A 24258-nucleotide genomic window follows, 5' to 3' on the forward strand; every position below is an offset into this window, starting at 1 on the left:
TATAAAGAATTGTCGCCGAAATTGCGAGGTAAATTTGTTTTTGTCTCATTCGTGATATTCAGGTATGATTGACAACACAAATGACACCATTTATTAGCGAGGTGAAATAATGGAAACCATTCATTTTCGAATTGATGCGCAAACCAAACGGTTGGCTATGCAGGCGGCAAAACGGCAACAGACTGATTTGACCAAATTAATGCGCGAAAGAGCGGAAGAATTGGCGGCGGAAGAGCAAGCATATCAGGCGAACAGCCATGCGCATTGGTTAGAAGCGCAAATCAACGAAGCGATTCAGCGTTACGAAAGCAAACAAACGCAATTATTCGACCAAGCGGCAAGCCAACAAAAAATGCAGCAATTACGCCGCCAATTAATCGGAGCAGCGTAGTGAAGTTATTTTGGGAAGCACAGGCGCAACACGATCGAGAGCAAATTTTCCGCTATTTTTTTGAACACGCCGGTTTAGCATTAGCCGATCAAATCGATGCGAAATTTGAAGAAATGGCAGCATTATTACAGCAAAATCCGCAATTAGGCAAGAAAGTGAAAGAGACTTCCAGTTGTTATCGGAAGTTAATCGTACCGCACTTTCCATTTATTCTGATTTATGCCGTCGAACAGGAAAGCCTGATTATTTTAAGCGTGCTACATAGCGCATGCAAATTAACAAGTAACTATTGATATGACAACTCAAACCTATTTAAACAATATTCGTATCGTGCTGATCGAAACCTCCCACACCGGTAATATCGGTTCGGCGGCGCGGGCGATGAAAACCATGGGCTTGTCGTCGCTGTATTTGGTTGCGCCGAAAACCTTGCCCGATGAACAGGCAATCGCCTTATCCGCCGGGGCGAATGATATTGTGGAAAGTGCGACCGTGGTCGACACTTTTGATCAGGCGGTGGCGGATTGTTCCTTGGTGATTGGCACCAGTGCGCGCAGTCGGCATGTGTCGATTCCGTTGATTGAACCGCGTGCCTGCGGTGAGCAGGCGGTGTTAATGGCGGCAAACGGCGGCAAGGTGGCGATTGTGTTTGGGCGCGAACGGGTCGGTTTAAGCAATGACGAACTACTCAAGTGCGGTTTTCATCTCAACATTCCGGCAAATCCGGATTACTCCTCACTCAACTTGGCGATGGCGGTGCAATTGGTCAGCTACGAAGTGCGCATGGCGATGTTGGCACAGCCAGCCAATCCCACACCAACCGCACTTTCACTCTCGGTTAATGAGAAACCAAGCCAACAAGAGTTGGAATACTTTTTCAAGCAAACCGAACAACTGTATCGTACCTTGGGCTTTATCCAAAATAACGGCGTGATGTCGAAATTGCGCAGTCTGTATGCCCGTGCCGAGCTGCGCAAAAACGAATTGAATATCTTGCAGGGTATGCTCAGCACGTTAAGGAAAAAGTGCGGTTAAAAGCAGAGTCAGGCGAATTATGCGGTGCTTGTTGCTGTGATAGACAAAAACATACAAAAATAGTCAGGTTTAAAGTTGACTAAAATAGTCTGGTATGAAAAAATCACCTCATCAAATTATCGTTGAGGAGCAGATATGAAATTGACATCAAAAGGGCGTTACGCCGTGACAGCCATGCTGGATATTGCGCTCAATTCGCAGCGTGGCGAAATCGAGATGCCGATTACATTAGCCGATATTTCCGAACGTCAGCAAATCTCATTATCTTATTTAGAGCAGTTATTTGCCAAATTGCGCCGTTTCGGCTTGGTGAAAAGTGTGCGTGGTCCCGGCGGTGGTTATCTGTTAGGCATGCCGATTGAAAAAATTGCAATCGGTATGATTATTGCGGCGGTGAATGAAAATATCTCGGCAACCAAATGCAAAGGCAAAGGCAATTGTCAGGGCGGAACGACCTGTTTGACCCATTCGCTGTGGGAGCAGTTAAGCGAAGAGATCGAGGAGTTTCTGAACGGGATTACCATTGCCGATTTAGTTAATAAACAGACTCAGCGCAGTGCGTTGAAAAAGCATTTGGATCAGCAACTATCTTTTCAAGTGGTCAACCGCACTTAATCGGTGCGTTTGATAGTGTTAATTTTTCAGGAGTGAAAATGAAATTACCAATTTATTTGGATTATGCAGCGACTTGTCCGGTGGACGAACGCGTTGCGAAAAAAATGATGGAATTTATGACCTATGACGGCATTTTTGGTAATCCGGCGTCGCGTTCGCACCGTTTCGGCTGGCAAGCGGAAGAAGCGGTTGATATTGCGCGTAACCAAATTGCCGATTTAATCGGGGCGGATTCCAGAGAGATCGTGTTCACTTCCGGCGCGACCGAGTCCGATAACTTGGCGATCAAAGGGGCGGCGCATTTTTACCAAACCAAAGGCAAACATATCATCACTTGCAAAACCGAACATAAAGCGGTGTTAGACACTTGCCGCCAGTTAGAACGCGAAGGCTTTGAAGTGACCTATCTCGAGCCGGAAGCCGACGGTTTGATTGATTTGGCGAAATTGGAAGCGGCAATGCGCGATGACACTATTTTAGTGTCGATTATGCATGTGAATAACGAAATCGGCGTGATCCAAGATATCGAGAAAATCGGTGAATTGTGCCGGGCGAAAAAAGTGCTTTTCCATACTGACGCAACCCAAAGCGTCGGCAAAGTGGAGATTGATCTCAGCAAATTAAACGTGGATTTGATGTCATTCTCCGGTCATAAATTATACGGACCAAAAGGAATCGGCGGTTTATATGTGCGGCGTAAACCACGCGTTCGGATTGAAGCCATGATTCACGGCGGCGGACACGAGCGCGGCATGCGCTCGGGCACATTGCCGGTGCACCAAATCGTTGGTATGGGCGAAGCCTATCGTATCTGCAAAGAAGAAATGGCGAGCGAAATCCCACGGATTAAAGCCCTGCGCGATCGTTTATACAACGGCTTGAAAGACATTGAAGAAGTGCATGTAAACGGTTCATTGGAACAGCGTGTTGCCGGCAATCTGAACATCAGCTTCAACTATGTTGAAGGGGAATCGTTAATGATGGCATTGAGCGATATTGCGGTCTCTTCCGGTTCGGCTTGTACCTCGGCCAGCCTTGAGCCGTCGTATGTCTTGCGTGCGTTGGGCTTGAACGATGAATTGGCGCACAGCTCAATCCGTTTCTCAATCGGGCGTTACACCACCGAAGAAGAAGTGGATTACACTATCGAATTAGTGAAAAAAGCAGTAAGCAAACTGCGTGAACTGTCCCCGTTATGGGATATGTTTAAAGAAGGGATTGATTTGAACACAGTGCAGTGGACTGCCCACTAATCGGTTAACAGGAGAAATAAAATGGCATATAGCGAAAAAGTAATCGATCATTATGAGAACCCGCGTAACGTGGGGGCATTCGATAAAAAAGAACAAAATGTCGGCAGCGGCATGGTGGGCGCACCGGCATGCGGCGACGTAATGCAGTTGCAAATCAAAGTGGATGACAACGGTATTATCGAAGACGCGCGTTTCAAAACCTACGGCTGCGGCTCGGCGATTGCCTCCAGCTCGCTGATTACCGAATGGGTGAAAGGCAAATCGTTAGATGAAGCCGGTTCGATCAAAAACAGCCAAATTGCCGAAGAGTTGGAATTGCCGCCGGTGAAAGTTCACTGTTCAATTTTAGCGGAAGATGCAATCAAAGCGGCGATTGCCGATTATAAAGCGAAAAACAATAAATAATGTTTAACCCTGTTGGACTGCGTGCAACAGGGATTTTCTCTATTTGTTACAGTTGTATATTAAGGATTCACCATGGGTGTCAGTTTAACCGAAAGCGCGGCAAATCGCGTGCGTACTTTTCTTGAAAACCGCGGTAAAGGCTTAGGGTTGCGTTTAGGCGTGAAAACCTCAGGTTGTTCCGGACTTGCGTATGTATTGGAGTTCGTTGATGAGATGAACGAAGACGATCAAGTCTTCGAGCAGCATGGCATTAATGTGATTATCGACAGCAAAAGTTTGGTTTATCTGGACGGGACCGAGTTGGATTTTGTCAAAGAAGGCTTAAACGAAGGCTTTAAATTTGATAATCCGAATAAAAAAGACGAATGTGGTTGCGGCGAAAGCTTTACCGTGTAAAGTGCGGTCAGACTCAGCAAAATCAATAGGATAAACAATGCAAAACCCGTTTGAACTTTTTGGTATCGCAGTCGGTTTTCAGCTGGATACCGCACTTTTATCGCAACGCTATCTCGACTTGCAAAAACAGTACCACCCCGATAATTTTGCCACCGAATCCGCTGCGCAACAGCTTGCAGCGGTGCAGCAGGCGGCGCAGATTAACGGGGCGTATCAAATCCTGAAAAACCCGATTCGCCGTGCCGAAGCGATTTTACAACTGAATTGGACACAGCCGCTGAATCCGGAAGAAACGGTGAAAGACAACGAATTTTTGCTACAACAATTGCTGTTGCGTGAGGATTTGGAAGCCGCCGCTTGTGGTTGCGATGAAGCGGAAATTGCCGCCTTGCGCGACAAAAGCGAAACCCTGCGCCGACAACAATTACAGGCGATTGAAAACGCCATTCAACATGCCGCATGGGCAGAGCTGAAGCAGCAGATTGACCGCTTAAAATTTATTGAAAAACTGCTGCTGGAAGTGGAACAAATCGAAGATCGCTTATACGGCTAATGTTATACTAGCCGCTGTTTGCAATGCTGATAAGCGAATGCATGCCGCATAAAACCGCACTTCGCTTATTGGCTTTTTACTTTTTACTCTATTCAGATAAAACGGAAACCTAACATGGCATTACTTCAAATTGCCGAACCCGGGCAAAGCGCCGCGCCGCACCAACACCGTTTGGCGGTGGGGATTGATCTGGGCACGACCAATTCGCTGTTGGCAACCGTGCGTAACGGCAGCAGTGAAATTTTAGCCGATGTGGACGGCAATGCCCTGATTCCTTCGGTCGTCAATTATGCGCTCAGCACGCCGCTGGTCGGTTGTGCCGCCTTGGCAAGAGCGGTCAGTGAACCGCAGCAAACCGTGATTTCGGTTAAACGCCTGATTGGACGCAGTTTAGCCGATGTGCGGCAGCGTTATCCCAATTTGCCTTATCGCTTTCAAGCAAGCGAAAACGGCTTACCGCTCATCGAAACCGCACAGGGCAATTTCAGTCCGGTGCAAATTTCCGCCGATATTCTTAGAAAACTCAATCATTTGGCGGAAGCCCGTTTGGGCGGCGAACTGTCGGGCGCGGTGATTACCGTGCCGGCGTATTTTGACGACGCACAACGCCAATCGACCAAAGACGCGGCGCGTTTGGCCGGACTGCAAGTGTTGCGTTTGCTAAACGAACCGACTGCGGCGGCGATTGCCTACGGTTTGGATTCCGGACAAGAGGGCGTGATTGCGGTCTATGATTTGGGCGGCGGCACCTTTGATATTTCGATTTTGCGTCTGTCCAAAGGCGTGTTCGAAGTGCTCGCCACCGGTGGCGACACCGCACTTGGCGGCGATGATTTCGATCATCTGCTGGCGGGCTGGATCGAACAACAATCGGGCATTGCTGCCGCCAATAGCATTGAACGCCGTCAGCTATTGGAAACCGCCATTGCGACTAAAGTACAATTAAGCGTGGAAAGTGCGGTGCCAGTGCAGTTCAAAGATTGGCAGGGCGAAATCAACCGTGCGCAGTTTGATCAGTTAATTCAACCGTTGGTGAAACGTTCATTAATGGCGTGCCGCCGCGTGTTGAAAGACGCACAAGTCAGCCCGGAAGAGGTGTTGCAGGTGGTGATGGTCGGCGGTTCGACCCGAGTACCGTTAATCCGCGAACAAGTGGGCGAATTTTTCGGTAAAACGCCGTTGACCTCGATCGACCCGGATAAAGTGGTGGCGTTAGGCGCAGCGATTCAAGCGGATATTTTGGTCGGCAATAAAGCCGATACCGATATGTTATTGCTCGATGTGACGCCGTTATCCTTAGGGATTGAAACCATGGGCGGGTTGGTGGAAAAAATCATTCCACGCAACACTACTATTCCGGCGGCGCGTGCGCAAGAGTTTACCACCTTCAAAGACGGACAAACCGCGATGACAGTGCATATTGTGCAGGGCGAACGCGAAATGGTGGCGGACTGCCGCTCACTTGCCCGTTTCACCCTGCGCGGCATTCCGCCGATGGTCGCCGGGGCGGCGCATATTCGCGTGACCTATCAAGTCGATGCCGACGGTTTGCTCAGCGTCACGGCAATGGAAAAATCGACCAAAGTGCAAGCCTCGATTCAGGTGAAACCGTCTTACGGTTTAAGTGATGATGAAATTCGCAATATGATCCACGCTTCGATTGAAAATGCGGAACAGGATATGCAGGCGCGCCGTTTGGCGGAACAGCAAGTGGAAGCCAAACGGGTGATTGAAGGCGTAGAAGAGGCATTAAAATTAGATCGCGAATTATTAAATACGCAAGAATTGGGCGCAATCACCGCGCAAATCGAGCAGTTGCGCGCCTTAATCAGCGGCACAGACAGCGACGCGATTAAACACGGAATTAAACAACTTGATGTGGTCACCCGCGAATTTGCCGCGCGCCGTATGGATAAATCGGTGCGCAGCGTGCTGCAAGGGCACAGTATCAGCGAAATTGAAAACAGTTAAAAACGAATTTACAAGGATTTAGATATGCCAAAGTTAATTTTTCTCCCGAATGAAACCTATTGCCCGGAAGGCATGGTGGTTGACGCCGCCAAAGGCGAAAGTATTTTAGATGCGGCGCTGAACGCCGGTATCGAAATCGATCACGCCTGCGAAAAATCCTGTGCCTGCACCACTTGCCATGTGGTGGTGCGCGAAGGTTTCGACTCCCTCAATGAAAGCAGCGATTTGGAAGAAGATATGTTGGATAAAGCTTGGGGCTTGGAAATGGAAAGCCGTTTAAGCTGCCAAGCGGTGGTGGGCGACGAAGATCTGGTGATCGACATTCCACGTTACACCATCAACCACGCCCGCGAAGATCATTAGTCAAGCAGAGGAATAAGCATATGAAGTGGCAAGATTCGCAACAAATCGCTTGGGCGTTATACGATCGCTATCCTGATGTCGATCCTAAAACCGTCCGTTTCACCGATATGCACGCTTGGATTTGCAATCTGCACGGTTTCGACGACGACCCGCAAAAATCAAATGAAAAAATTCTGGAAGCGATTTTATTGCATTGGCTGGATGAATTTGAGGATTAAGCGGGATTTCGGAAGAATGAAGTGCGGTAGTTGGACGGTTTAATGAAAGGACCGGCTACCGCACTTTTTTAGTTGTTTTATATTTCAACCACTTTGCGCATTTTCGCACTTTCAAAGCATTTTTCTAATAACATTAATACGTTTCGTGCTTGTTCCGCGGTTACAACCAACGGTTCGTTTGTGGTGATCGCGGCATAAATGTTGTCGTAATAAGCGGCATAACTTGCCGCCGGGGATTCGATTTTGCCTTGGAAATGCACGCCGTTAAGCTCGGTATTGAGCGTTCCCCATTGGCTTTCATTTTCCACGTTCCAGTTGCCAACGGGCAAAATCCCCTGTGCTAATTGCGATTCTTGGATATCGGCGACATATTTTAGATAAGAGCCGTTCCGCCCATGTAACGCAATATGCGGACCTTTCTCGCGCGCATATTTTGTGGCGCCGAGTTCTACCTTCAGATTGGGATAATATAGGTAGATTTGAAAATTATCATCGCTTAGCGCGTTTTCATGTTGGTAGCGAATATCGGCAAACAGGGCTTGCGGCATACCTAACAGATCCACGGCATGATCGACTAGATGGACGCCTAAGTCATATACCAAGCCGACGCCTTTTTCACCGGTTTCTTTCCAAACCTTCGGATTTTTATTCGCGCTGTAGCGGTCGAACCGCACTTGATAATCAACAATATCGCCGATGAGCCGGTTATCAATAATCTTTTTCACCGCCAAAAAGCCGCTGTCCCAACGGCGATTTTGATAAGGTGAAAGGATCACGCCTTGCTGTTGTGCCAGTTGATCCAGTTCCGCCGCTTCAAATGCGGTTACCGCAATCGGCTTTTCCAATACCACGTGTTTGCCGGCGGCAATCGCTTGTTTGGCAAAGTCGTAGTGGGTTAAGTTCGGGGTGCAGATCACAATCAAATCAATCTCGTCACTCAGCAGCTCGGAAAATTGATGTACCACGTCCACATCCGGGATTTTTTGCTTGGATTTTTCGCCGCTGCGCTCAAACACTTTTTTGATCTGAAAGTGCGGATCGATTAATAAAAACGGCACATGGAACACCTGCGCCGACATGCCAAAACCGGCGATACCGACATTAATCACCTTAGTCATTTTTCACCTCGTTATTTAATCCGTTCTAAATGTTGTAATAAATCTGCCGTCGGAATGCGCTGAATTTTACGCAAACGCAGCAGGAGAAAAACCGATGCAAAGGTCAGGCTCAGCACGAAGCCGATCCAGAACCCTTCCGCCGCCAGCGCCGGCACGATCCAATCGGTGAGACCGGTGATATAACCCACCGGCATACCAATCATCCAGTAGCATAGTAGCGAAATAATTAAAATCGCCTTGGTGTCTTTATAGGCGCGCAGCGCACCGCCGGCAATGACTTGAATACTGTCCGGAATTTGGTAAGCTGCGGCAAACAATAAGAGGAATGACGCCATGGCAATAACTTGCTGATCAGTAACAAAAATTTGTGCGATTTGCGTGCGGAACAGTAACGTGAGAATGGCGGTTATCATTGCCACAACCAAACCTAAGCCCAGCGCACTAAAGCTGACTTGTTTTGCGCCCTCGATATTTTGTTCGCCCAAACGTTGTCCGACCAAAATCGTGGTTGCCATGGAAATCGAGAGCGGCAACATAAAGATAAACGAGCTGGTCTGTAAGGTGATTTGGTGGCTGGCAACCACATTTGCGCCCAATGGTGAAATCAGCAGCGACACAATGGTAAACAGCGTGACTTCGGCGCATAGGGTCAAGGCAATCGGCACGCCGAGATTGAGCAGTTTGCGTTGGGTATTCCAATCGGGTTTTTCAAATAATTTGGGAAACAGGCGCAGATCGCGTTGGTTTTTAGCGCGATAACAGTAGATCAAAATCATCACCATCATCAGCCAATTCACGATTGCCGTAGCAATGCCACAACCGACCGCACCGAATGCCGGAATACCGAATTTACCGTAAATAAAGATATAATTCAGCGGAATATTCAGCAATAAACCGATAAAGCCGATCACCATTGCCGGTTTGGTTTTTGCCAAGCCATCATTCAAGCCGCGAAAGTTGATCATCAATAAATAAGGCAAGATCCCAAACGCCATTGCTTGCAGATACTGGCTGGCAATGTCGGCGAGCCGCTGCTCCATGCCCATAAAATTGACAATGAAATGGCTGTTATAAATCAAGGCAAAGAGCGGTATTGTGATCAGCAACACAATCCAAATCCCTTGCCGCACTTGGTGCGCAATCCGTTTGCGTTGTCCCGAGCCATTGAGATAAGCGATTGTCGGCGGCAGTGCGAGTAGCAAGCCTTGCCCGAACAAGACTAACGGAAACCAAATCGACGCGCCAATCGAAATTGCCGCCATGTCCGCCGCACTGACACGACCCGCCATAATCGCATCAATCATGCCCATCGAACTTTGCGCGATTTGTGCGACCAAAATCGGTGCGGCAATTTTGATTAATTGGCGCATTTCTAAGCGGTGCTGCGGATCAGTGATAAATTTGAACATAAAGATATTTCTGCTTAATTGGAAAGAAAAGAGCTATAATCTGTGCCGATAAAAATAAACATTATGAGGAAAAGATTATGTTTACCGGCATTATACAGGGTAAAGCCCGAATTGAATCGATCGAAGCAAAAAAAGATTTTAAAACCCATGTTATCAGAATGCCGCCGGATTTGTTGGATGATCTGAAACCGGGCGCGTCGATTGCGCATAACGGTGTGTGTTTGACCGTGACCGAAATTAACGGGGATTTGCTGAGCTTTGATTTAATGCAAGAAACGCTGCGCATTACCAATCTGGGAGAATTACAGGTCGGTGACGAAATCAATGTCGAACGCGCAATGAAAATGAGTGACGAAATCGGCGGACACCTGTTGTCGGGGCATGTTTACAGCATGGCGCTGATCGACGAGATTATTGAAACGGAAAATAACTGTCAAATCTGGTTCAGTCTGCTGCAACCGCACTTGATCAAATATATTCTCACCAAAGGCTATATTGCGATTGATGGTATCAGCTTAACCATTGGGGCAGTCGAAAACGGGCGTTTTTGTGTGAATTTGATTCCGGAAACCTTGCAACGCACGATTATCGGGCAGAAAAAAATCGGCGGTAAAGTCAATCTTGAAATCGACTCGCAAACCCAAGCGTTGGTGGATACGGTGGAGCGGTATTTGGGGGAAAGAGGGTTGTAAGTCAGATAAAAAAGCGCAGCTATGCGCTCCAGGCTGATGACAAAGTCTCTTGCTCGAATCATTTCCCTCCCTCCGTATACGGAGGGAGGTGTCCGAAGGACGGAGGGAGGCATAAAGAATGTTAAAACTGAATATGTTGCATTTTCATATTCCCCCTCTCTCCCCATTTTTCTTGCGAAAAACGGTACTCCCTCCGCATGCGGAGGGAGAGAAGTCAGTTTGTCAGCAATCTCAAGCGCAGCTATGTGCTTCTTTTATGCGCCTAGTCTGCGTAAAATGCGTTGTATTGAAATCCTTTTGTATTGACTTTTACCCGATACAAACCGTTACTGGCGGTGATAAACAACTCGTTTTGCGCTTTTCCGCCTAAGGTGCAATTGGATACGGTTTTGTTAAGCGTAATTTTGGCAATGATTTTACCATCAGGCGTGATAATCAAAATTCCGTCATCGCAGCTGCAATAAATCAAGCCGCTTTCATCAACACAAAAACCGTCGGGAATGCCGGGCGTAATTTCACAGATCGTGCGGCGATTGTGTAAGCGCATACCATCGACATCAAACGCGACCAGATGATGTAAACCGTCTTGGAATTCGACAGCCGACATATCGGCAACATACAAAATTTTTTCATCGGGAGAGAAGAAGAGTCCGTTAGGGCGCATGGTATTGAAGCTGGCTAACCGCACTTTTTGATCTGTAGGATCATAGCAATAGACATAGCAGCCGATGATTTCACTTGCCGCCTGATATCCCTCATTATTACTGAGAATACCGTATGGCGGATCGGTAAACCAAACCGTGCCGTCGGATTTTACCACCAGATCATTCGGTGAATTAAAGTGCCGCCCATCATAGCGATCAACCAGCATGCTGACATTACCCTGTTGATCGGTGTGGCTGATTCCCCTGGCGCCGTGTTGGCAGGTGATCAGCGAACCGTCAGGCAATAACGCGTTGCCATTGGCGAAATCGGACGGTGCACGGAAAACCGACGTTCCTTCTGTTTCCGACCATTTGAACATTCGGTTGCCCTTAACGTCACTGAAAACAACACTATTTTCATGCGGCAGCCAAACCGGCCCTTCCGCCCAAGTCGCCTCAGAGAACAGGCAATCGATTTGTGTTTGCCGATCGAACAAGTCAGAAAATCGGGAATCATAAACTTCAATATTCATAATACCTACCTACTAGATTAAATAGGGAGAGTATTCCTCCCCCGATTTGATTTAGTTAATGCCCCAGATTTTTTTATAGGCATTTTGATAGCCGTTTTGCGGGTCATACATATTTTTATCGCCGCCATCGTAGGCAATATTGTCTTTAGTGACCAAATGTACCGGCGTGACATAGTTAGATGGTTTCTCACCGGAGAAGGCGCGGTTCAATTCATCAACTAACTGCCAGCCATGCAGATTCAATGGTTCGGGCACTGTTGCAATTTGGTGCTCTCCGGCACGGATTCGTTGATAGGCGGTAACCGAACCATCGCCGGCGGAAATGTTATAAGGTGCGGCGTCACCTTTAATGCCGGCCGTGCGGAGTGATGGCGTCATAAAGTCAAAATAGAGATCGTTGATCGCCAAGGTGTATTGGAAATTATCTTGGTATTTTTGCAAGGTACTGAAGGTTAGCCCCGGCATACGGCTTGAGGTATCGGCAAGCGGCGTATCGATAAATTCCAATACCTTGCATTCTTTACATTGTTCGATAGTCTCTTTCATGACATTGGCCTTGCGCAATGCAATTTCATAGAGGGAATCAGTTAAGATCACGGCTTGTGCTTTACCGTCTGATTTCGCCACGGCAAGCAATGCCGAGAGGCGTGCAATTTCATCAGAATCGGAAGTCACATTATAAAAGATGTTATATTTCTCAATCGGACCCGGTTGTGGGGTGGCATGCCATGCAATTAAGGTAATATTTTGCTCATTGGCTTTTTTCAACGGATTGCGGGCGACATTCGGATTCCAGCCGCCGATAACAATTGCGTCTGGTTTTTTGGCAATGGCTTGATTTAACGAAGCTAATTGATTATTAACCGAACCGGCGCCATCCAACACATCAAGCGACCAACCTGCAACATCAGCGGCTTCTTTCATACCGTCCAGTACGCCAAGCACACCGCCGTTCTTCATATCGGAAGCGATAAAGATGACACGTTTGTCTTTTTGTAATGCCGGACCGGTTGTCGGGCCGTCCCACTGTGTTTGCGGCGCTGTCGCAGCTTCTACAATTTGTTTCGCCTGAGTAACGAAAGCGTCTTTTGTTGCAGAGGCACTGGCAAATTGACTGACGGTAAGCAAGCCGCCGGCAAGGGTGGCAATCAGCATTTTTTGAAAAAGAGTTTTCATAACGTTTTCCTCGTAGTTATTGGATAGAGTGTTTATCGGCTGGTTGAGACGGTTTTTCCACATCGGCTTTTTTCTGAATTAATTTTTGGTTGAGTAAGCGTTTGCGTTGGGCATATCCGGCGATCGTGATGGAGAGTAACAGCGTCGCTCCGTTAAATAACGGTTCAACCCAGAAGGCGCCACCGAATTGTTGGATTCCTGAGATTCCGATAGCCAGAATTGCGATTCCGACCACGGTGCCCCACACATTGACACGCCCGGGACGAATGGTGGTGCTGCCTAAAAATGCGCCGACCAACGCCGGTAAAAGATAATCCATGCCGACACTGGCTTGACCGACGCCTTGTTGCGCGGCGATCAATACCCCGGTGAAACCGGTTAATGTGCTGGAGGCGATAAAGGCGACAATGGTGTATTTTTTGATTGAGATCCCGTTTAAACGGGCGGCGGCCGGGTTTCCTCCCACGGCATACATACAACGGCCCACTGCGGTATGTTCGGTGATGAGCCAAAGTACAATGGCAACAATCAACATATAGAGCGCGGAAATAGGAATGCCGAACAGCTCGAAACTGTTCAACTCATAAAACGCCTCGGGCAGATCGCCGACGATTTGGCGACCGCCGGAATGCCACAACGCAACCGCGTACAGCACGGTTCCAGAACCGAGGGTGGCAACAAAGCTGTCAATGTCGGCAAGTGCCACTAAAATACCGTTTAATAATCCATAAAGTGCGGCGATAATCAGGACGGTGATGACCGCCATTTGCCAAGAGAAACCAAATTGCACCTGCAAACTGATGGCTAAAATATGCCAAAGCACAATCCCGAAACCGACGTTTAAGTCGATTTTGCCGACAATCATGGTAATTGTGGCGGCAAGGGCAAGCAGGGCGATTTTCGATTTGGTTTCTAAAATCGCATTCAGCGTTAACATTGAGGCAAAGGTCGGTGTGGCGAGTGAAAAAATAATGACCAACAAAATACATAACCATAATAACCCGTAACGGGTTGCTTGCTGCGAAAACCACGCCGTGAAACCGTCTTGACGTAAGGAGACCGCTTGCTCAAGAGCGGTTGATTTAACTGAAGTTTGCGCCATAATAAATATCCTTATATCGCTGAATGAACGGAAGATGATGAAAAAGAGGTTGGCGTTGCAGAAGAAAGCTGCAATAAATTCGAAAAGGTAATGTCTTCATTGAGCAGTTCACCGACCACGCTGCCGCGGTTGAAAACGATTGCACGGTTACAAAGGTGTGCGATCTCTTCGAAATCGGTAGAAATCACAATCACCGCAACCCCTTGTGCCAAGGCTTTATTGAGCACGTCATAAATTTCGGCGCGGGCGCCGACATCGACACCGGCGGTCGGATCCTCCAGAATCAAGATTGGCGTATTGAGATGCAGCCAACGCGCCATCACAATTTTTTGTTGGTTGCCGCCGGATAATGCGCTGACTTCAATAAACATATTTTTCGGTCGGATATCAAACTGTTGGAATTTAAACCAACTTTGTTTTAACTCTTCCGCCCGATCGTACCAGCGAAGTGCGGTTTTTTGGGTAATAATGGGATTAATAAATAAATTTTCGGTTGTCGTCATCGACATCACCAAACTTTCATGGGGGCGATCCCCCGCTACCAAGGAAATACCATGTTGAATAGCGTCTTTTGGCGAGTGCGGCGTATAGTTTTGGTTAAGCAATCGAATATTGCCTTGTTCCAAGTCGCGTAATCCGAATAATAACCGTCCGATCTCTTCTTGTCCGGCACCGCGTAAACCGGCAAGCGCGATCATTTCGCCTTTATGCAACGCGAAGGAAACCGGTCCGGTGTCACCGACAGTCACATCCGTGAGTTTGAGCACTTCTTCACTATGCAGCGGTAACGGCATACGCTGATGGTGGCGCGTTTCTTCGCCGACGATCACTTTCACCAATTCTTTTACCGAATAGTTTCGGGTTGCCCCTTCAGCCACCGGAAAACCGTCACGCATAACATAAATACGGTCGGAAATCTCGATGACTTCATCTAAGCGGTGGGTGACGTAAATCATGCCAACCCCTTTTTCTTTCAGGGTTTGTAATACCGAAAACAGATGTTTTACGTCACTGGCGGGCAGAGACGCGGTCGGTTCGTCTAAAATCAGAATTTTGGCATTCACCGCAATTGCCCGGGCAATTGCCAGTAAGGCTTTTTCTGTGCGCGACAGATCAAAAACACGTGTGTCCGGATCGAGCCGAATCCCGACGGATTTCAGCGCTTGTTCCGCCTGTGACCGCACTTTGCGCCAATTCACCATGTTAAAGCGTTTTGGAAACCCCATCACGAAAGCCATATTTTCGGCGACCGTCATCCATTCGATTAATCCGAGATCTTGGTGGATGAAGGAGATAGGTTGTTGGGTATCGGTTTTGAGGGAGAGGGCGGAATGAATCGGCTTGCCTTCAAAGAGGATCTTCCCGTTATCATAGGGATAAATACCGGCTAATATTTTAATCAGTGTTGATTTTCCCGCGCCGTTTTCACCGAGCAAGGCAACGATTTCCCCGGGATAAATATCAAGACTGACATCGTTGACGGCAATATTACCGCCAAAACGCTTGATGATATGCTGCATACTGAGAATGGGATTTTTAGGAGAGTTGTCAGGCATAAAAGTTCCTTTTTAGAAAATAAATAGGAAAAACCGGTCTATGTCTTGTTCGATATTTTTCACATTATGAAATAATATTTTGATATTTGAAATTGTAAAATTTCTGTTTTGTGAGCACGGTCAAGCTTATATAAATTGACATCGCCGGTGTGATCTTACCGAATGGAATTTGTTTAATGCGTAATAAGTTGATTATGCGGAAAAAATTCCGCATTCGGATCAAATTTGTCGAGTCGAGCCAAGCTCAAGAGAGATCGTATTGGCGGTATGTTTGAGAGAAGTTAGCAGCGTATTTTTGCCCAATTGATTTAATCGTGCGGTTGAAAGTGAAATCGAAACCGAATAAATCACTTTGCCGTGGACATCAAAAATCGGGCAGGCGATACAGCTGACGCCCAATTCGTTTTCTTCCGCATCCATGGCATAGCCGTGTTGGCGGATTTGTGCCAGTTCTTGTTCCATGCCTTGCAAAGTAGTGATGGTGTTGCAGGTTAACTGTTGAATGTTTTTTTGGTTGCTGCGCCAATAACGCGGCAGATAGTCGGCTTGATCATATGCCATAAAGATTTTTCCCATGGCAGAGCAATAAAGTTGCAGGTGTTGCCCGATATAAGAACGGGTGCGCATCATGCCGCTGGTCGGTTCTAATTTGTAGATCATAATGGCGTGTCCGTTTTCACGCATTGAAAAATTGACCGTTTCTTCGGTGTCCAGATTCAGTTGCTCTAAAAACGGAGAGGCGATATTGATAATATTCATGGAGGCGAGTGTTTTTTGCCCGATAGCCAAACATTTCGTGGTCAAGCGGTAGGTTCCCATGGTATTGGTCGGTTTGACATATCCGCAGGCTTGCAGACTTTGCAGCATTCGGTGCGTGGTGCTTTTATTCAATCCTGAGATTTCGGATAGCTTCGCTAAAGGGCAGCCGTTGGGGAAATTACTCAAGATTTCGAGCAATGACAGTCCTCGAATCAAACTTTGATTGCTGCCGCCTCTTTTTTCTTCTTTTTCAGTATTCTTAATCATATTGTTAGCCTTTATTGGTGTGTAACGCCATTATTCCCCTTTATGCTTGCGTAACGCAATGCCTTATCTTTTGAAAATGAGATAAGGATCACAATATTGGGAATTATTTTTAACATATTGATTTATAAATAAATTTATTTGGAATTAAATTTGCTTAATTTTTTAAAATAATACAATATGTGAAATATCATTTCACAATATGAAATTTAAATGGCAAAGAGGTTTAACATGCGAGTAAGTTATAACGACTTAAAACAAGAATTCAAACGTGTCCTGTTGGCGCGCGGAGTGGTTGAAGAAACGGCGGAGTCGTGCGCGGCATTGTTTGCCGATACCACGCAAGCGGGGGCGTATTCTCACGGGGTAAACCGTTTCCCGCGCTTTATCCAACAACTGGAAAATGGCGATATCGATCCGACGGCAGTGCCGAGCAAGGTGTTGTCATTGGGCGCAATTGAACAATGGGACGCCCACCAAGCAATCGGTAACCTCACCGCAAAAGACATGATGGATCGCGCAATGGTATTGGCGGATCAGCACGGGATTGGGGTGGTCGCATTGAAAAACGCCAATCACTGGATGCGCGGCGGCGGCTACGGCTGGCAAGCGGCGGAAAAAGGCTATATCGGCATTTGTTGGACCAATGCATTGGCGGTGATGCCGCCGTGGGGCGCGAAAGAGTGTCGTATCGGAACGAATCCGTTGATTATCGCCATTCCAAGCAACCCGATCACCATGGTGGATATGTCTTGCTCGATGTATTCCTACGGCATGTTGGAAGTCAATCGTCTTGCGGGTCGCCAAACCTTTGTTGATGCCGGCTTTGATGATGACGGCAATTTGACCAAAGATCCGGCGACAGTCGAGAAAAACCGCCGCCTATTGCCAATGGGCTATTGGAAAGGCTCCGGTTTATCGATTGTGTTGGATATGATCGCCACCTTATTGTCGAACGGGTTGTCGGTTGCGGAAGTCACCGAAGAAAAAGATGATGAATACTGTGTTTCTCAGGTGTTTATTGCGATTGAAATTGATCGTTTGATCGACGGCAAAACCAAAGATGAAAAACTGCAACGGATTATGGATTATGTCAAAACGGCGGAACGTGCCGATCCGAATGTGGAAGTGCGCTTGCCGGGACATGAGTTCACCACCATTCTGGCGGATAACCAAGCCAACGGCATTCCGGTTGACGATACGGTTTGGGCTAAATTGAAATCATTGTAGTCATGAGGTAACAGCATGTTTTTCGGTCATCTTTCTAATTTTGAGGCAAAACACTATCCAAGTGCGGTACAAACCGCACTTGAATACCTCAAAAATACCGATTTCAACCGACTGGCGGCAGGGCGCTATCCGATCAAAGGCGATCTGATCTATGCACAAGTGCTGGATTTGGAAACACAACCAAAATCGACGATCCTGCCTGAAGTTCACCGCAATTATCTTGATGTGCAATATCTGCATGCCGGTTATGAACGGATCGGCGTGGCGATCGATTTGGGCAATAACCCGATTGCAAAAGCTTATGATCCGGCACGCGATATTTTATTTTACCAAAGCGTTGCCGATGAATCCGAACTGATCATGCGCCCGGGCAATTTTGCCGTATTTTTTCCAAGCGATGTGCACCGTCCGGCGTGTCTTGACGGCGAAAGCGGCAAGATCCGTAAAGTCGTGGTGAAAATTGCGGTCGGTGAACTGTAACAACATGAGATTTGGGGGTTCGCATGAATCGAATTATTTCTTATACCAGTAAGGTGTTGGAAGTTTTAGTGGTGTCAATGTTGGCGGTCATGGCGTGCATGGTCTTTACCAACGTTGTTTTAAGATATGCGGGTAATACCAGTATCACCATTGCCGAAGAATTATCGCGTTATCTGTTTGTTTGGGTCACGTTTTTGGGGGCGATTTTGATGTTTAAAGAAAACGGGCATGTGAGAGTGACGGTTCTGCCCGACAAACTCTCTCCGTTAAAACGAAAGATTTTGTCTCTTTTTACCGACGGCGTCATGTTGTATTGCTGCTATCTGATTTTTATCGGCAGTTATGCGCAAATGGAATTGAACATGAGCAATTATGCGCCGATTTCCGGCATTCCGACCGGGGTAAACTTTTTGGCGAGTGTGATTATGAGTGCACTGATTGGCGTCTTGTTGCTGGTTCGTTTGGCAAGCACGGCAATCCAGCTTAAACAAGGAGAATTATCATGACGATTGTTATTTTTCTCGGTGTTTTGTTAGGCTCGATTGCATTGGGTATTCCGGTCGCGTTCTCTTTGATTGTTTGTGCCGTTGCCTTGATGTTCCATTTGGATCTGTTTGACGCGCAAATTTTGGCGCAGAATTTGGTGAGTGGCGCCGATAGTTTTTCATTACTGGCAATTCCGTTCTTTATTCTTGCCGGTGAAATTATGAATGTCGGCGGTTTATCAAAACGGATCATTGATTTGCCGATGAAACTGGTCGGGCATAAACGCGGCGGCTTGGGCTTTGTGGCGATTATCGCGGCGATGATTATGGCGAGTTTGTCCGGTTCGGCGGTGGCGGATACCGCAGCGGTTGCCGCAATGTTAATCCCAATGATGAAAACCACCGGCTATCCGGTCGAGCGTTCCGCCGGTTTAATCGGCGCGGCGGGGATTATCGCACCGATTATTCCCCCGTCAATTCCGTTTATTATCTTCGGGGTCGCCAGTGGCGTTTCCATCACCAAACTGTTTATGGCTGGGATTTTCCCCGGAATTCTGATGGGGGTTTGTTTAGCCGCATTATGGGCTTGGCAGTCAAAACGGTTGAATTTGATGACTTTTTCTAAAGCGACCAAGCAAGAATTGTGCATTTCGTTTAAAAACAGCGTGTGGGCATTATTGCTGCCGGTCATCATCATCGGCGGATTCCGCTTAGGCATTTTTACCCCGACTGAAGCCGGGGCAGTGGCGGCATTTTATGCGCTTTTAGTGTCGATGTTTATTTACCGTGAGTTAAAAATCACACAATTGTACGGCGTGTTATTGGCGGCGGGAAAAACCACCGCGGTGGTAATGTTACTGGTGGCGGCGGCGCAAGTGTCGGGCTGGCTGATCACGGTTGCCGAGTTGCCACAGATGATCACCGAGCTGTTAGAGCCGTTAATCGACTCGCCGACTTTGTTGCTGATTGTGATTATGATGGCGGTGTTCGTCATCGGTATGGTGATGGATTTGACCCCGACCGTGCTGATTTTAACCCCGGTATTAATGCCGTTGGTGGAAGAAGCGGGAATTGATCCGGTCTATTTTGGGGTGTTGTTCATTTTAAATACCTCAATCGGGTTGATTACGCCGCCGATTGGCAACGTATTGAATGTGATCACCGGCGTTTCCAAACTGCCGTTTGATCAAGCCGCAAAAGGTATTCTGCCGTACTTATTCATGTTACTGGCATTACTCTTTGTCTTTATTTTCTTCCCGGCATTAATTTTAACCCCGTTAAGTTGGTTACAACCTTAACGCTTACTTTCACTTTTAGGAGAACAATATGAAAAAATTAACCGCACTTTTAACCGGTTTGACGCTGGTTGCCGCGACTATGACAGCGCAAGCTGCGACCTCATTACGTTTTGGCTATGAAGCGCCGCGTAGCGATACGCAACATGCCGCGGCGAAAAAATTTGATGAGTTACTAAAAGAAAAAACCAAAGGCGAACTGAAATTATCGCTGTTCCCGGACAGCACCTTAGGCAATGCGCAAACCATGATCAGCGCTGTGCGCGGCGGAACAATCGATATCGAAATGTCCGGTTCGCCGAATTTCAGCGGCTTGGTTTCCAACTTGAATGTGATCGACATTCCGTTTATTTTCCGTGACAAAGCGCACGCCTACCGTGTGTTGGACGGCGAAATCGGACAAGGCTTATTGAAAGAGTTGGAAGAAAAAGATCTGAAAGGCTTGGCATTCTGGGAAGTCGGCTTCCGTTCGATCACCAACTCGAAACACCCGGTTAATACGCCTGATGATGTCAAAGGCTTAAAAATCCGGACTAACCAAAATCCGATGTACGTTGAAGCGTTTAAATTGTTAGGTGCTAATCCGGTGCCAATGCCGTTGTCCGAGCTTTATACCGCACTTGAAACCCGTGCGGTTGACGCGCAAGAGCACCCGATCGGTATCGTGTGGTCAACCAAACTGTACGAAGTACAAAAACATTTGAGTTTGACCAATCATGGTTACACGCCGCTATTGGTAGTGATGAACAAGAAGAAATTCGACGCGTTCTCACCGGAAGTGCAGCAAGCGATCTTAGCGGCGGCGAAAGAAGCCGGGGCTTATCAGCGGGAGTTGAATGCCGCCAACGAAGCGGATATTCTGGATAAATTCCGTAAAGCCGGTATGGAAATTGTTGAGCATGTGGATACCAAACCGTTCCGTGATATTGTAGAACAGCCGGTTCGTCAATATTTCATTGAACGCAATGGCGACACCTTGATCAAACAAGTTGACGCCTTAGCGGAATAATCTGTTTATCGGCAGGTTATGTTTCGACATAGCCTGCTTTTTATACAGTGGGTTATTATTTGGAAATAATTTGATGATTCAAACAATAATCTATTGAATATTAGTCTATTAAATATTTAAGCAGTAAGGGAAAAATATGGATTTTTGGTTGGGAATCGATTGCGGCGGCACGTTTATCAAAGCGGCGATTTATGATAGCAAAGGCAAAGAATACGGCAATTTTCGCCAGAATTTAACCATTATCAATGCGAAACCGGGCTGGGCGGAGCGTGATCTGACCGCACTTTGGGCAGCTTGTGCCGAGGTGATTGCCGGGGCGGTTCAAGCGGCGAATATTGCGGCGGAAGCGATTAAAGGCGTGGGCATATCCGCGCAAGGCAAAGGATTATATTTATTAGACAAACAAAAACAACCGCTAGGCTACGGCATTATTTCTGCCGATCAACGTGCATTAGAGATTGTGAAACAGTGGCAGGCGGACGGGATTCCGCAAACCTTATATCCTTTAACCCGACAAACTTTGTGGACAGGACATCCGGTCTCGATTTTGCGTTGGTTAAAAGAACATGAGCCTGAGCGTTACGCACAAATCGGCAGCGTGTTGATGACGCACGATTATTTGCGTTTCTGCCTGACCGGCGAAATTGCCTGCGAAGAAACCAATATTTCCGAATCCAATTTATATAATATGCAGACAGGGGAGTATGATCCGCACTTAGCCGAGTTGTTGGGCATTGAAGAAATGATGTCGGCATTGCCACCGATAATCGGTTCATCGCAAATTGCCGGTTATATTACCGAACAAGCGGCAAAACAGACGGGCTTAAAAGCCGGCACGGCGGTGGTCGGCGGGCTGTTTGATGTGGTGTCAACCGCACTTTGCGCCGGTTTGGACGATGAAAGCAAACTGAATGCGGTGCTCGGCACTTGGTCTGTGGTGAGCGGCATTACCGATCATATTGATGATTCGCAAGCATTGCCTTTTGTTTATGGACGGCATGCGCAACAAGGCGAGTTTATTGTACATGAAGCCAGCCCGACGTCGGCGGCGAATTTGGAATGGTTTACCAAGCAGTGGAATATCAATGATTACAATGCCATTAACCAAGCGGTCGCCGCCTTGCCAAAAGCGCAAAGCAGCGTGCTGTTCGTGCCGTTTTTGTATGGTTCGAATGCCGGTTTAGGCATGCAAGCCGGGTTTTACGGGCTGCAATCGCTGCATACGCAAGATCACTTATGGCAAGCGATTTATGAAGGGGTTATTTTCAGTTTGGCATACCATTTGGAACGAATGCTACAGCGTTTTCCCAACACCTCCATCATCCGAGTAACCGGCGGTCCGGCGCGTTCGCCGGTCTGGATGCAAATGCTGGCGGATTTAACCGGCTTGCCGATTGAAATTCCACAAATTGAAGAGACCGGCTGTTTGGGGGCGGCATTGATGGCGATGGTCGGTAATCAGGTCTTTAGCGACAGCAAGCAAGCGCAACACGTTGTCAGCGCGCAAATGAAACGGATTGAACCTGATCCGACAGTCTATGATAAATATCAAAATAAATATAAAAAATATAAATTATTGCTTGAAAGTCTGCAGCATTTTAATAATCATTGTTATGATTGAATTTGATATTTTATGATTTATTTTGATTTTCACAGTAAAAGAGGTAATGAATGAGAAAACATAAATTGGGTATCTATGAAAAAGCCTTGCCCAAAAATTTAAGTTGGCAGGATCGCTTGTCGATTGCCAAAAGCTGCGGGTTTGATTTTGTTGAGATTTCAATTGATGAAAGCGATGAGCGGCTGGCACGTTTGGATTGGAGCAAAGCGGAGCGTCTGGAGATTGTACAAGCCATCTTAGAAACCGGCATTACCATTCCGTCGATGTGCTTATCCGGACACCGCCGTTTCCCGTTTGGCAGCCACGATGAAAAAGTGCGGTCCGAAGCCTATGCGATAATGGAAAAAGCGATTCAACTGGCGAGTGATATCGGCATTCGCACCATTCAGTTGGCGGGCTATGATGTGTATTACGAAGAGCAAGACGAGGGCACGTTACAACGTTTTAGCGAAGGCATGCAGTGGGCGGTAGAGAAAGCGGCGAGCGCGCAAGTGATGTTGGCGGTCGAAATTATGGACACGCCGTTTATGAATTCGATCAGCAAATGGAAACAATGGGATCAACTGTTAGCCTCACCTTGGTTCACGGTTTATCCGGACGTCGGCAATCTGTCCGCTTGGGGCAATGATGTCACGAAAGAGCTGGAGTTGGGCATTGATCGTATCGCCGCAATTCACTTAAAAGACACTTACGCCGTAACCGACACCTGCAAGGGGCAGTTCCGTGATGTGCCGTTCGGCGAAGGTTGCGTGGATTTTGTCAAGGTGTTCGAAACCTTGCGACGTTTGAATTATCGCGGCGCTTTCCTCATTGAAATGTGGACGGAAAAATCGGACGAGCCGATTATGGAAATTATCAACGCACGCCGCTGGATTGAAACTAAAATGAAAGAAGGGAATTTCGTATGTTAAAAAAATTGAAACAACAGGTTTTTGAAGCGAATTTGGATTTGCCGAAATATGGACTGGTGACATTTACTTGGGGCAATGTCAGCGGTATTGATCGGGAAAAAGGCTTGGTGGTCATCAAACCGTCCGGTGTCGAATATGATGTGATGACGGCGGACGATATGGTGGTGGTTGATCTGCATAGCGGGGAAGTGGTTGAAGGCAGGAAAAAACCGTCTTCCGATACCCCGACCCATTTGGAATTATACCGTCAATTCCCGGACATCGGCGGGATTGTGCATACCCATTCCCGCCATGCGACCACTTGGGCGCAGGCAGGGCATGATTTGGCGGCATTAGGCACGACTCATGCGGACTATTTTTACGGTTCCATTCCTTGCACCCGTTTGATGACCGACGAAGAGATTCAAGGGGAATATGAGCTGGAAACGGGGAAAGTGATTGTCGAGACGTTTGCGACCCGTGGTATCAAAGCCAAAGATATTCCGGCGGTGTTGGTTCATTCGCACGGGCCTTTTGCTTGGGGCGGCGATCCGCACAATGCGGTGCACAATGCCGTGGTGCTGGAAGAAATTGCCTATATGAATCTGTTTACTTATCAGCTGAACCCAACTGCGGAGAGTATGCAGCAAACCTTGTTGGATAAGCATTACCTGCGTAAACACGGCAAAAATGCTTATTACGGGCAGTAAGAATCATGCATTGATAATTCACATCTAACCATGACCGCACTTTGTTTTGAAGCAAGTGCGGTTATTTTTTATGCGCTATCAATTG

At 47.3% G+C, this 24258-nt stretch carries 27 protein-coding genes; 20 read left to right on the plus strand and 7 right to left on the minus strand.

The genetic code is table 11. From position 1 onward, the window contains the following. The first annotated feature begins 109 nt into the window (after positions 1 to 109). From ACWA5Z_RS09300 to iscX, 11 genes are all read left to right on the plus strand, one after another. The gene (locus tag ACWA5Z_RS09300) at positions 110 to 391 is read left to right on the plus strand and encodes a hypothetical protein (RefSeq protein WP_431051709.1); all 282 of its coding nucleotides are present in this window, start codon (positions 110 to 112) and stop codon (positions 389 to 391) included. Then, positions 391 to 684, plus strand: coding sequence for a type II toxin-antitoxin system RelE/ParE family toxin (locus ACWA5Z_RS09305; protein WP_431051711.1), 294 nt, complete (start codon positions 391 to 393; stop codon positions 682 to 684). Before ACWA5Z_RS09300 ends, ACWA5Z_RS09305 begins: the two co-directional genes overlap by 1 nt. A 1-nt stretch (position 685) precedes the next feature. Beyond that, on the plus strand, positions 686 to 1426 hold the full coding sequence (gene trmJ / locus ACWA5Z_RS09310) for a tRNA (cytosine(32)/uridine(32)-2'-O)-methyltransferase TrmJ (protein ID WP_431051713.1): 741 nt from the start codon (positions 686 to 688) through the stop codon (positions 1424 to 1426). Between the two features lie 135 nt (positions 1427 to 1561). Then, positions 1562 to 2041 carry a Fe-S cluster assembly transcriptional regulator IscR gene (gene iscR, locus ACWA5Z_RS09315; protein WP_431051715.1) on the plus strand — a complete coding sequence of 160 codons (480 nt, stop codon included), beginning with the start codon at positions 1562 to 1564 and terminating at the stop codon, positions 2039 to 2041. 38 nt (positions 2042 to 2079) lie between these two features. Beyond that, positions 2080 to 3294, plus strand: coding sequence for an IscS subfamily cysteine desulfurase (locus ACWA5Z_RS09320; protein WP_431051717.1), 1215 nt, complete (start codon positions 2080 to 2082; stop codon positions 3292 to 3294). A gap of 21 nt (positions 3295 to 3315) precedes the next feature. Then, complete coding sequence (gene iscU / locus ACWA5Z_RS09325; protein WP_034613831.1) at positions 3316 to 3699, plus strand: Fe-S cluster assembly scaffold IscU; 384 nt, start codon at positions 3316 to 3318, stop codon at positions 3697 to 3699. A gap of 72 nt (positions 3700 to 3771) precedes the next feature. Continuing rightward, a complete protein-coding gene (iscA, locus tag ACWA5Z_RS09330) occupies positions 3772 to 4095 on the plus strand; it encodes an iron-sulfur cluster assembly protein IscA (RefSeq protein WP_431051719.1) in 324 nt (107 codons plus the stop codon). 37 nt (positions 4096 to 4132) lie between these two features. Further along, positions 4133 to 4648, plus strand: coding sequence for a Fe-S protein assembly co-chaperone HscB (hscB, locus tag ACWA5Z_RS09335; protein WP_431051721.1), 516 nt, complete (start codon positions 4133 to 4135; stop codon positions 4646 to 4648). A gap of 114 nt (positions 4649 to 4762) precedes the next feature. Beyond that, on the plus strand, positions 4763 to 6619 hold the full coding sequence (gene hscA, locus ACWA5Z_RS09340; RefSeq protein ID WP_431051723.1) for a Fe-S protein assembly chaperone HscA: 1857 nt from the start codon (positions 4763 to 4765) through the stop codon (positions 6617 to 6619). A gap of 24 nt (positions 6620 to 6643) precedes the next feature. Beyond that, positions 6644 to 6982: an ISC system 2Fe-2S type ferredoxin gene (gene fdx / locus ACWA5Z_RS09345; RefSeq protein WP_431051725.1), complete on the plus strand. Its 339-nt coding sequence runs from the start codon at positions 6644 to 6646 to the stop codon at positions 6980 to 6982. A 20-nt stretch (positions 6983 to 7002) separates the two neighbouring features. Beyond that, positions 7003 to 7200, plus strand: coding sequence for a Fe-S cluster assembly protein IscX (gene iscX, locus ACWA5Z_RS09350; RefSeq protein ID WP_431051727.1), 198 nt, complete (start codon positions 7003 to 7005; stop codon positions 7198 to 7200). Positions 7201 to 7277: 77 nt separating this feature from the next. Here the strand turns inward: iscX and ACWA5Z_RS09355 are convergent, their stop codons facing one another. Together ACWA5Z_RS09355 and ACWA5Z_RS09360 are read right to left on the minus strand one after the other, a co-directional pair. After that, the gene (locus tag ACWA5Z_RS09355; RefSeq protein WP_431051729.1) at positions 7278 to 8318 is read right to left on the minus strand and encodes a Gfo/Idh/MocA family oxidoreductase; all 1041 of its coding nucleotides are present in this window, start codon (positions 8316 to 8318) and stop codon (positions 7278 to 7280) included. A gap of 11 nt (positions 8319 to 8329) precedes the next feature. Next, positions 8330 to 9727: an MATE family efflux transporter gene (locus ACWA5Z_RS09360; RefSeq protein WP_431051732.1), complete on the minus strand. Its 1398-nt coding sequence runs from the start codon at positions 9725 to 9727 to the stop codon at positions 8330 to 8332. A gap of 77 nt (positions 9728 to 9804) precedes the next feature. Between ACWA5Z_RS09360 and ACWA5Z_RS09365 the strand changes: the two genes are divergently transcribed. Further along, positions 9805 to 10419, plus strand: coding sequence for a riboflavin synthase subunit alpha (locus ACWA5Z_RS09365; RefSeq protein WP_431051734.1), 615 nt, complete (start codon positions 9805 to 9807; stop codon positions 10417 to 10419). 262 nt (positions 10420 to 10681) lie between these two features. Here ACWA5Z_RS09365 and ACWA5Z_RS09370 read toward each other — a convergent pair whose 3' ends face one another. The 5 genes from ACWA5Z_RS09370 to ACWA5Z_RS09390 all read right to left on the minus strand — a co-directional run bounded on the left by ACWA5Z_RS09370 (position 10682) and on the right by ACWA5Z_RS09390 (position 16456). After that, on the minus strand, positions 10682 to 11596 hold the full coding sequence (locus ACWA5Z_RS09370) for an SMP-30/gluconolactonase/LRE family protein (RefSeq protein WP_431051736.1): 915 nt from the start codon (positions 11594 to 11596) through the stop codon (positions 10682 to 10684). Positions 11597 to 11647: 51 nt separating this feature from the next. After that, positions 11648 to 12751 carry an ABC transporter substrate-binding protein gene (locus tag ACWA5Z_RS09375; RefSeq protein WP_431054326.1) on the minus strand — a complete coding sequence of 368 codons (1104 nt, stop codon included), beginning with the start codon at positions 12749 to 12751 and terminating at the stop codon, positions 11648 to 11650. A 37-nt stretch (positions 12752 to 12788) separates the two neighbouring features. Beyond that, positions 12789 to 13874: an ABC transporter permease gene (locus ACWA5Z_RS09380; RefSeq protein WP_431051738.1), complete on the minus strand. Its 1086-nt coding sequence runs from the start codon at positions 13872 to 13874 to the stop codon at positions 12789 to 12791. An 11-nt stretch (positions 13875 to 13885) separates the two neighbouring features. Beyond that, a complete protein-coding gene (locus ACWA5Z_RS09385) occupies positions 13886 to 15430 on the minus strand; it encodes a sugar ABC transporter ATP-binding protein (RefSeq protein WP_431051740.1) in 1545 nt (514 codons plus the stop codon). A 219-nt stretch (positions 15431 to 15649) separates the two neighbouring features. Next, on the minus strand, positions 15650 to 16456 hold the full coding sequence (locus tag ACWA5Z_RS09390; RefSeq protein ID WP_431051742.1) for an IclR family transcriptional regulator: 807 nt from the start codon (positions 16454 to 16456) through the stop codon (positions 15650 to 15652). A gap of 228 nt (positions 16457 to 16684) precedes the next feature. On the opposite strand from ACWA5Z_RS09390, the gene yiaK reads away from it, so the two are divergent. The 8 genes from yiaK to araD all read left to right on the plus strand — a co-directional run bounded on the left by yiaK (position 16685) and on the right by araD (position 24173). Then, entirely contained in the window at positions 16685 to 17683 is a 999-nt protein-coding gene (gene yiaK, locus ACWA5Z_RS09395; protein WP_431051744.1) for a 3-dehydro-L-gulonate 2-dehydrogenase, read from the plus strand. A 15-nt stretch (positions 17684 to 17698) separates the two neighbouring features. Further along, positions 17699 to 18163: a YhcH/YjgK/YiaL family protein gene (locus ACWA5Z_RS09400; protein WP_431051746.1), complete on the plus strand. Its 465-nt coding sequence runs from the start codon at positions 17699 to 17701 to the stop codon at positions 18161 to 18163. 23 nt (positions 18164 to 18186) lie between these two features. Beyond that, the gene (locus tag ACWA5Z_RS09405) at positions 18187 to 18669 is read left to right on the plus strand and encodes a TRAP transporter small permease subunit (protein WP_431051748.1); all 483 of its coding nucleotides are present in this window, start codon (positions 18187 to 18189) and stop codon (positions 18667 to 18669) included. Then, positions 18666 to 19946, plus strand: coding sequence for a TRAP transporter large permease subunit (locus ACWA5Z_RS09410; protein ID WP_431051750.1), 1281 nt, complete (start codon positions 18666 to 18668; stop codon positions 19944 to 19946). Before ACWA5Z_RS09405 ends, ACWA5Z_RS09410 begins: the two co-directional genes overlap by 4 nt. A gap of 28 nt (positions 19947 to 19974) precedes the next feature. Beyond that, positions 19975 to 20952, plus strand: a complete 978-nt coding sequence (locus tag ACWA5Z_RS09415; RefSeq protein ID WP_431051752.1) for a TRAP transporter substrate-binding protein — start codon at positions 19975 to 19977, stop codon at positions 20950 to 20952. 136 nt (positions 20953 to 21088) lie between these two features. Continuing rightward, the gene (locus tag ACWA5Z_RS09420; protein ID WP_431051754.1) at positions 21089 to 22573 is read left to right on the plus strand and encodes an FGGY-family carbohydrate kinase; all 1485 of its coding nucleotides are present in this window, start codon (positions 21089 to 21091) and stop codon (positions 22571 to 22573) included. A gap of 50 nt (positions 22574 to 22623) precedes the next feature. Further along, positions 22624 to 23484, plus strand: a complete 861-nt coding sequence (locus ACWA5Z_RS09425) for an L-ribulose-5-phosphate 3-epimerase (protein WP_431051756.1) — start codon at positions 22624 to 22626, stop codon at positions 23482 to 23484. After that, a complete protein-coding gene (araD, locus tag ACWA5Z_RS09430) occupies positions 23478 to 24173 on the plus strand; it encodes an L-ribulose-5-phosphate 4-epimerase (RefSeq protein WP_431051758.1) in 696 nt (231 codons plus the stop codon). The genes ACWA5Z_RS09425 and araD overlap by 7 nt, the downstream gene beginning before the upstream one ends. Positions 24174 to 24258: the final 85 nt, after the last annotated feature.

Source organism: Testudinibacter sp. P80/BLE/0925, from assembly GCF_053570785.1.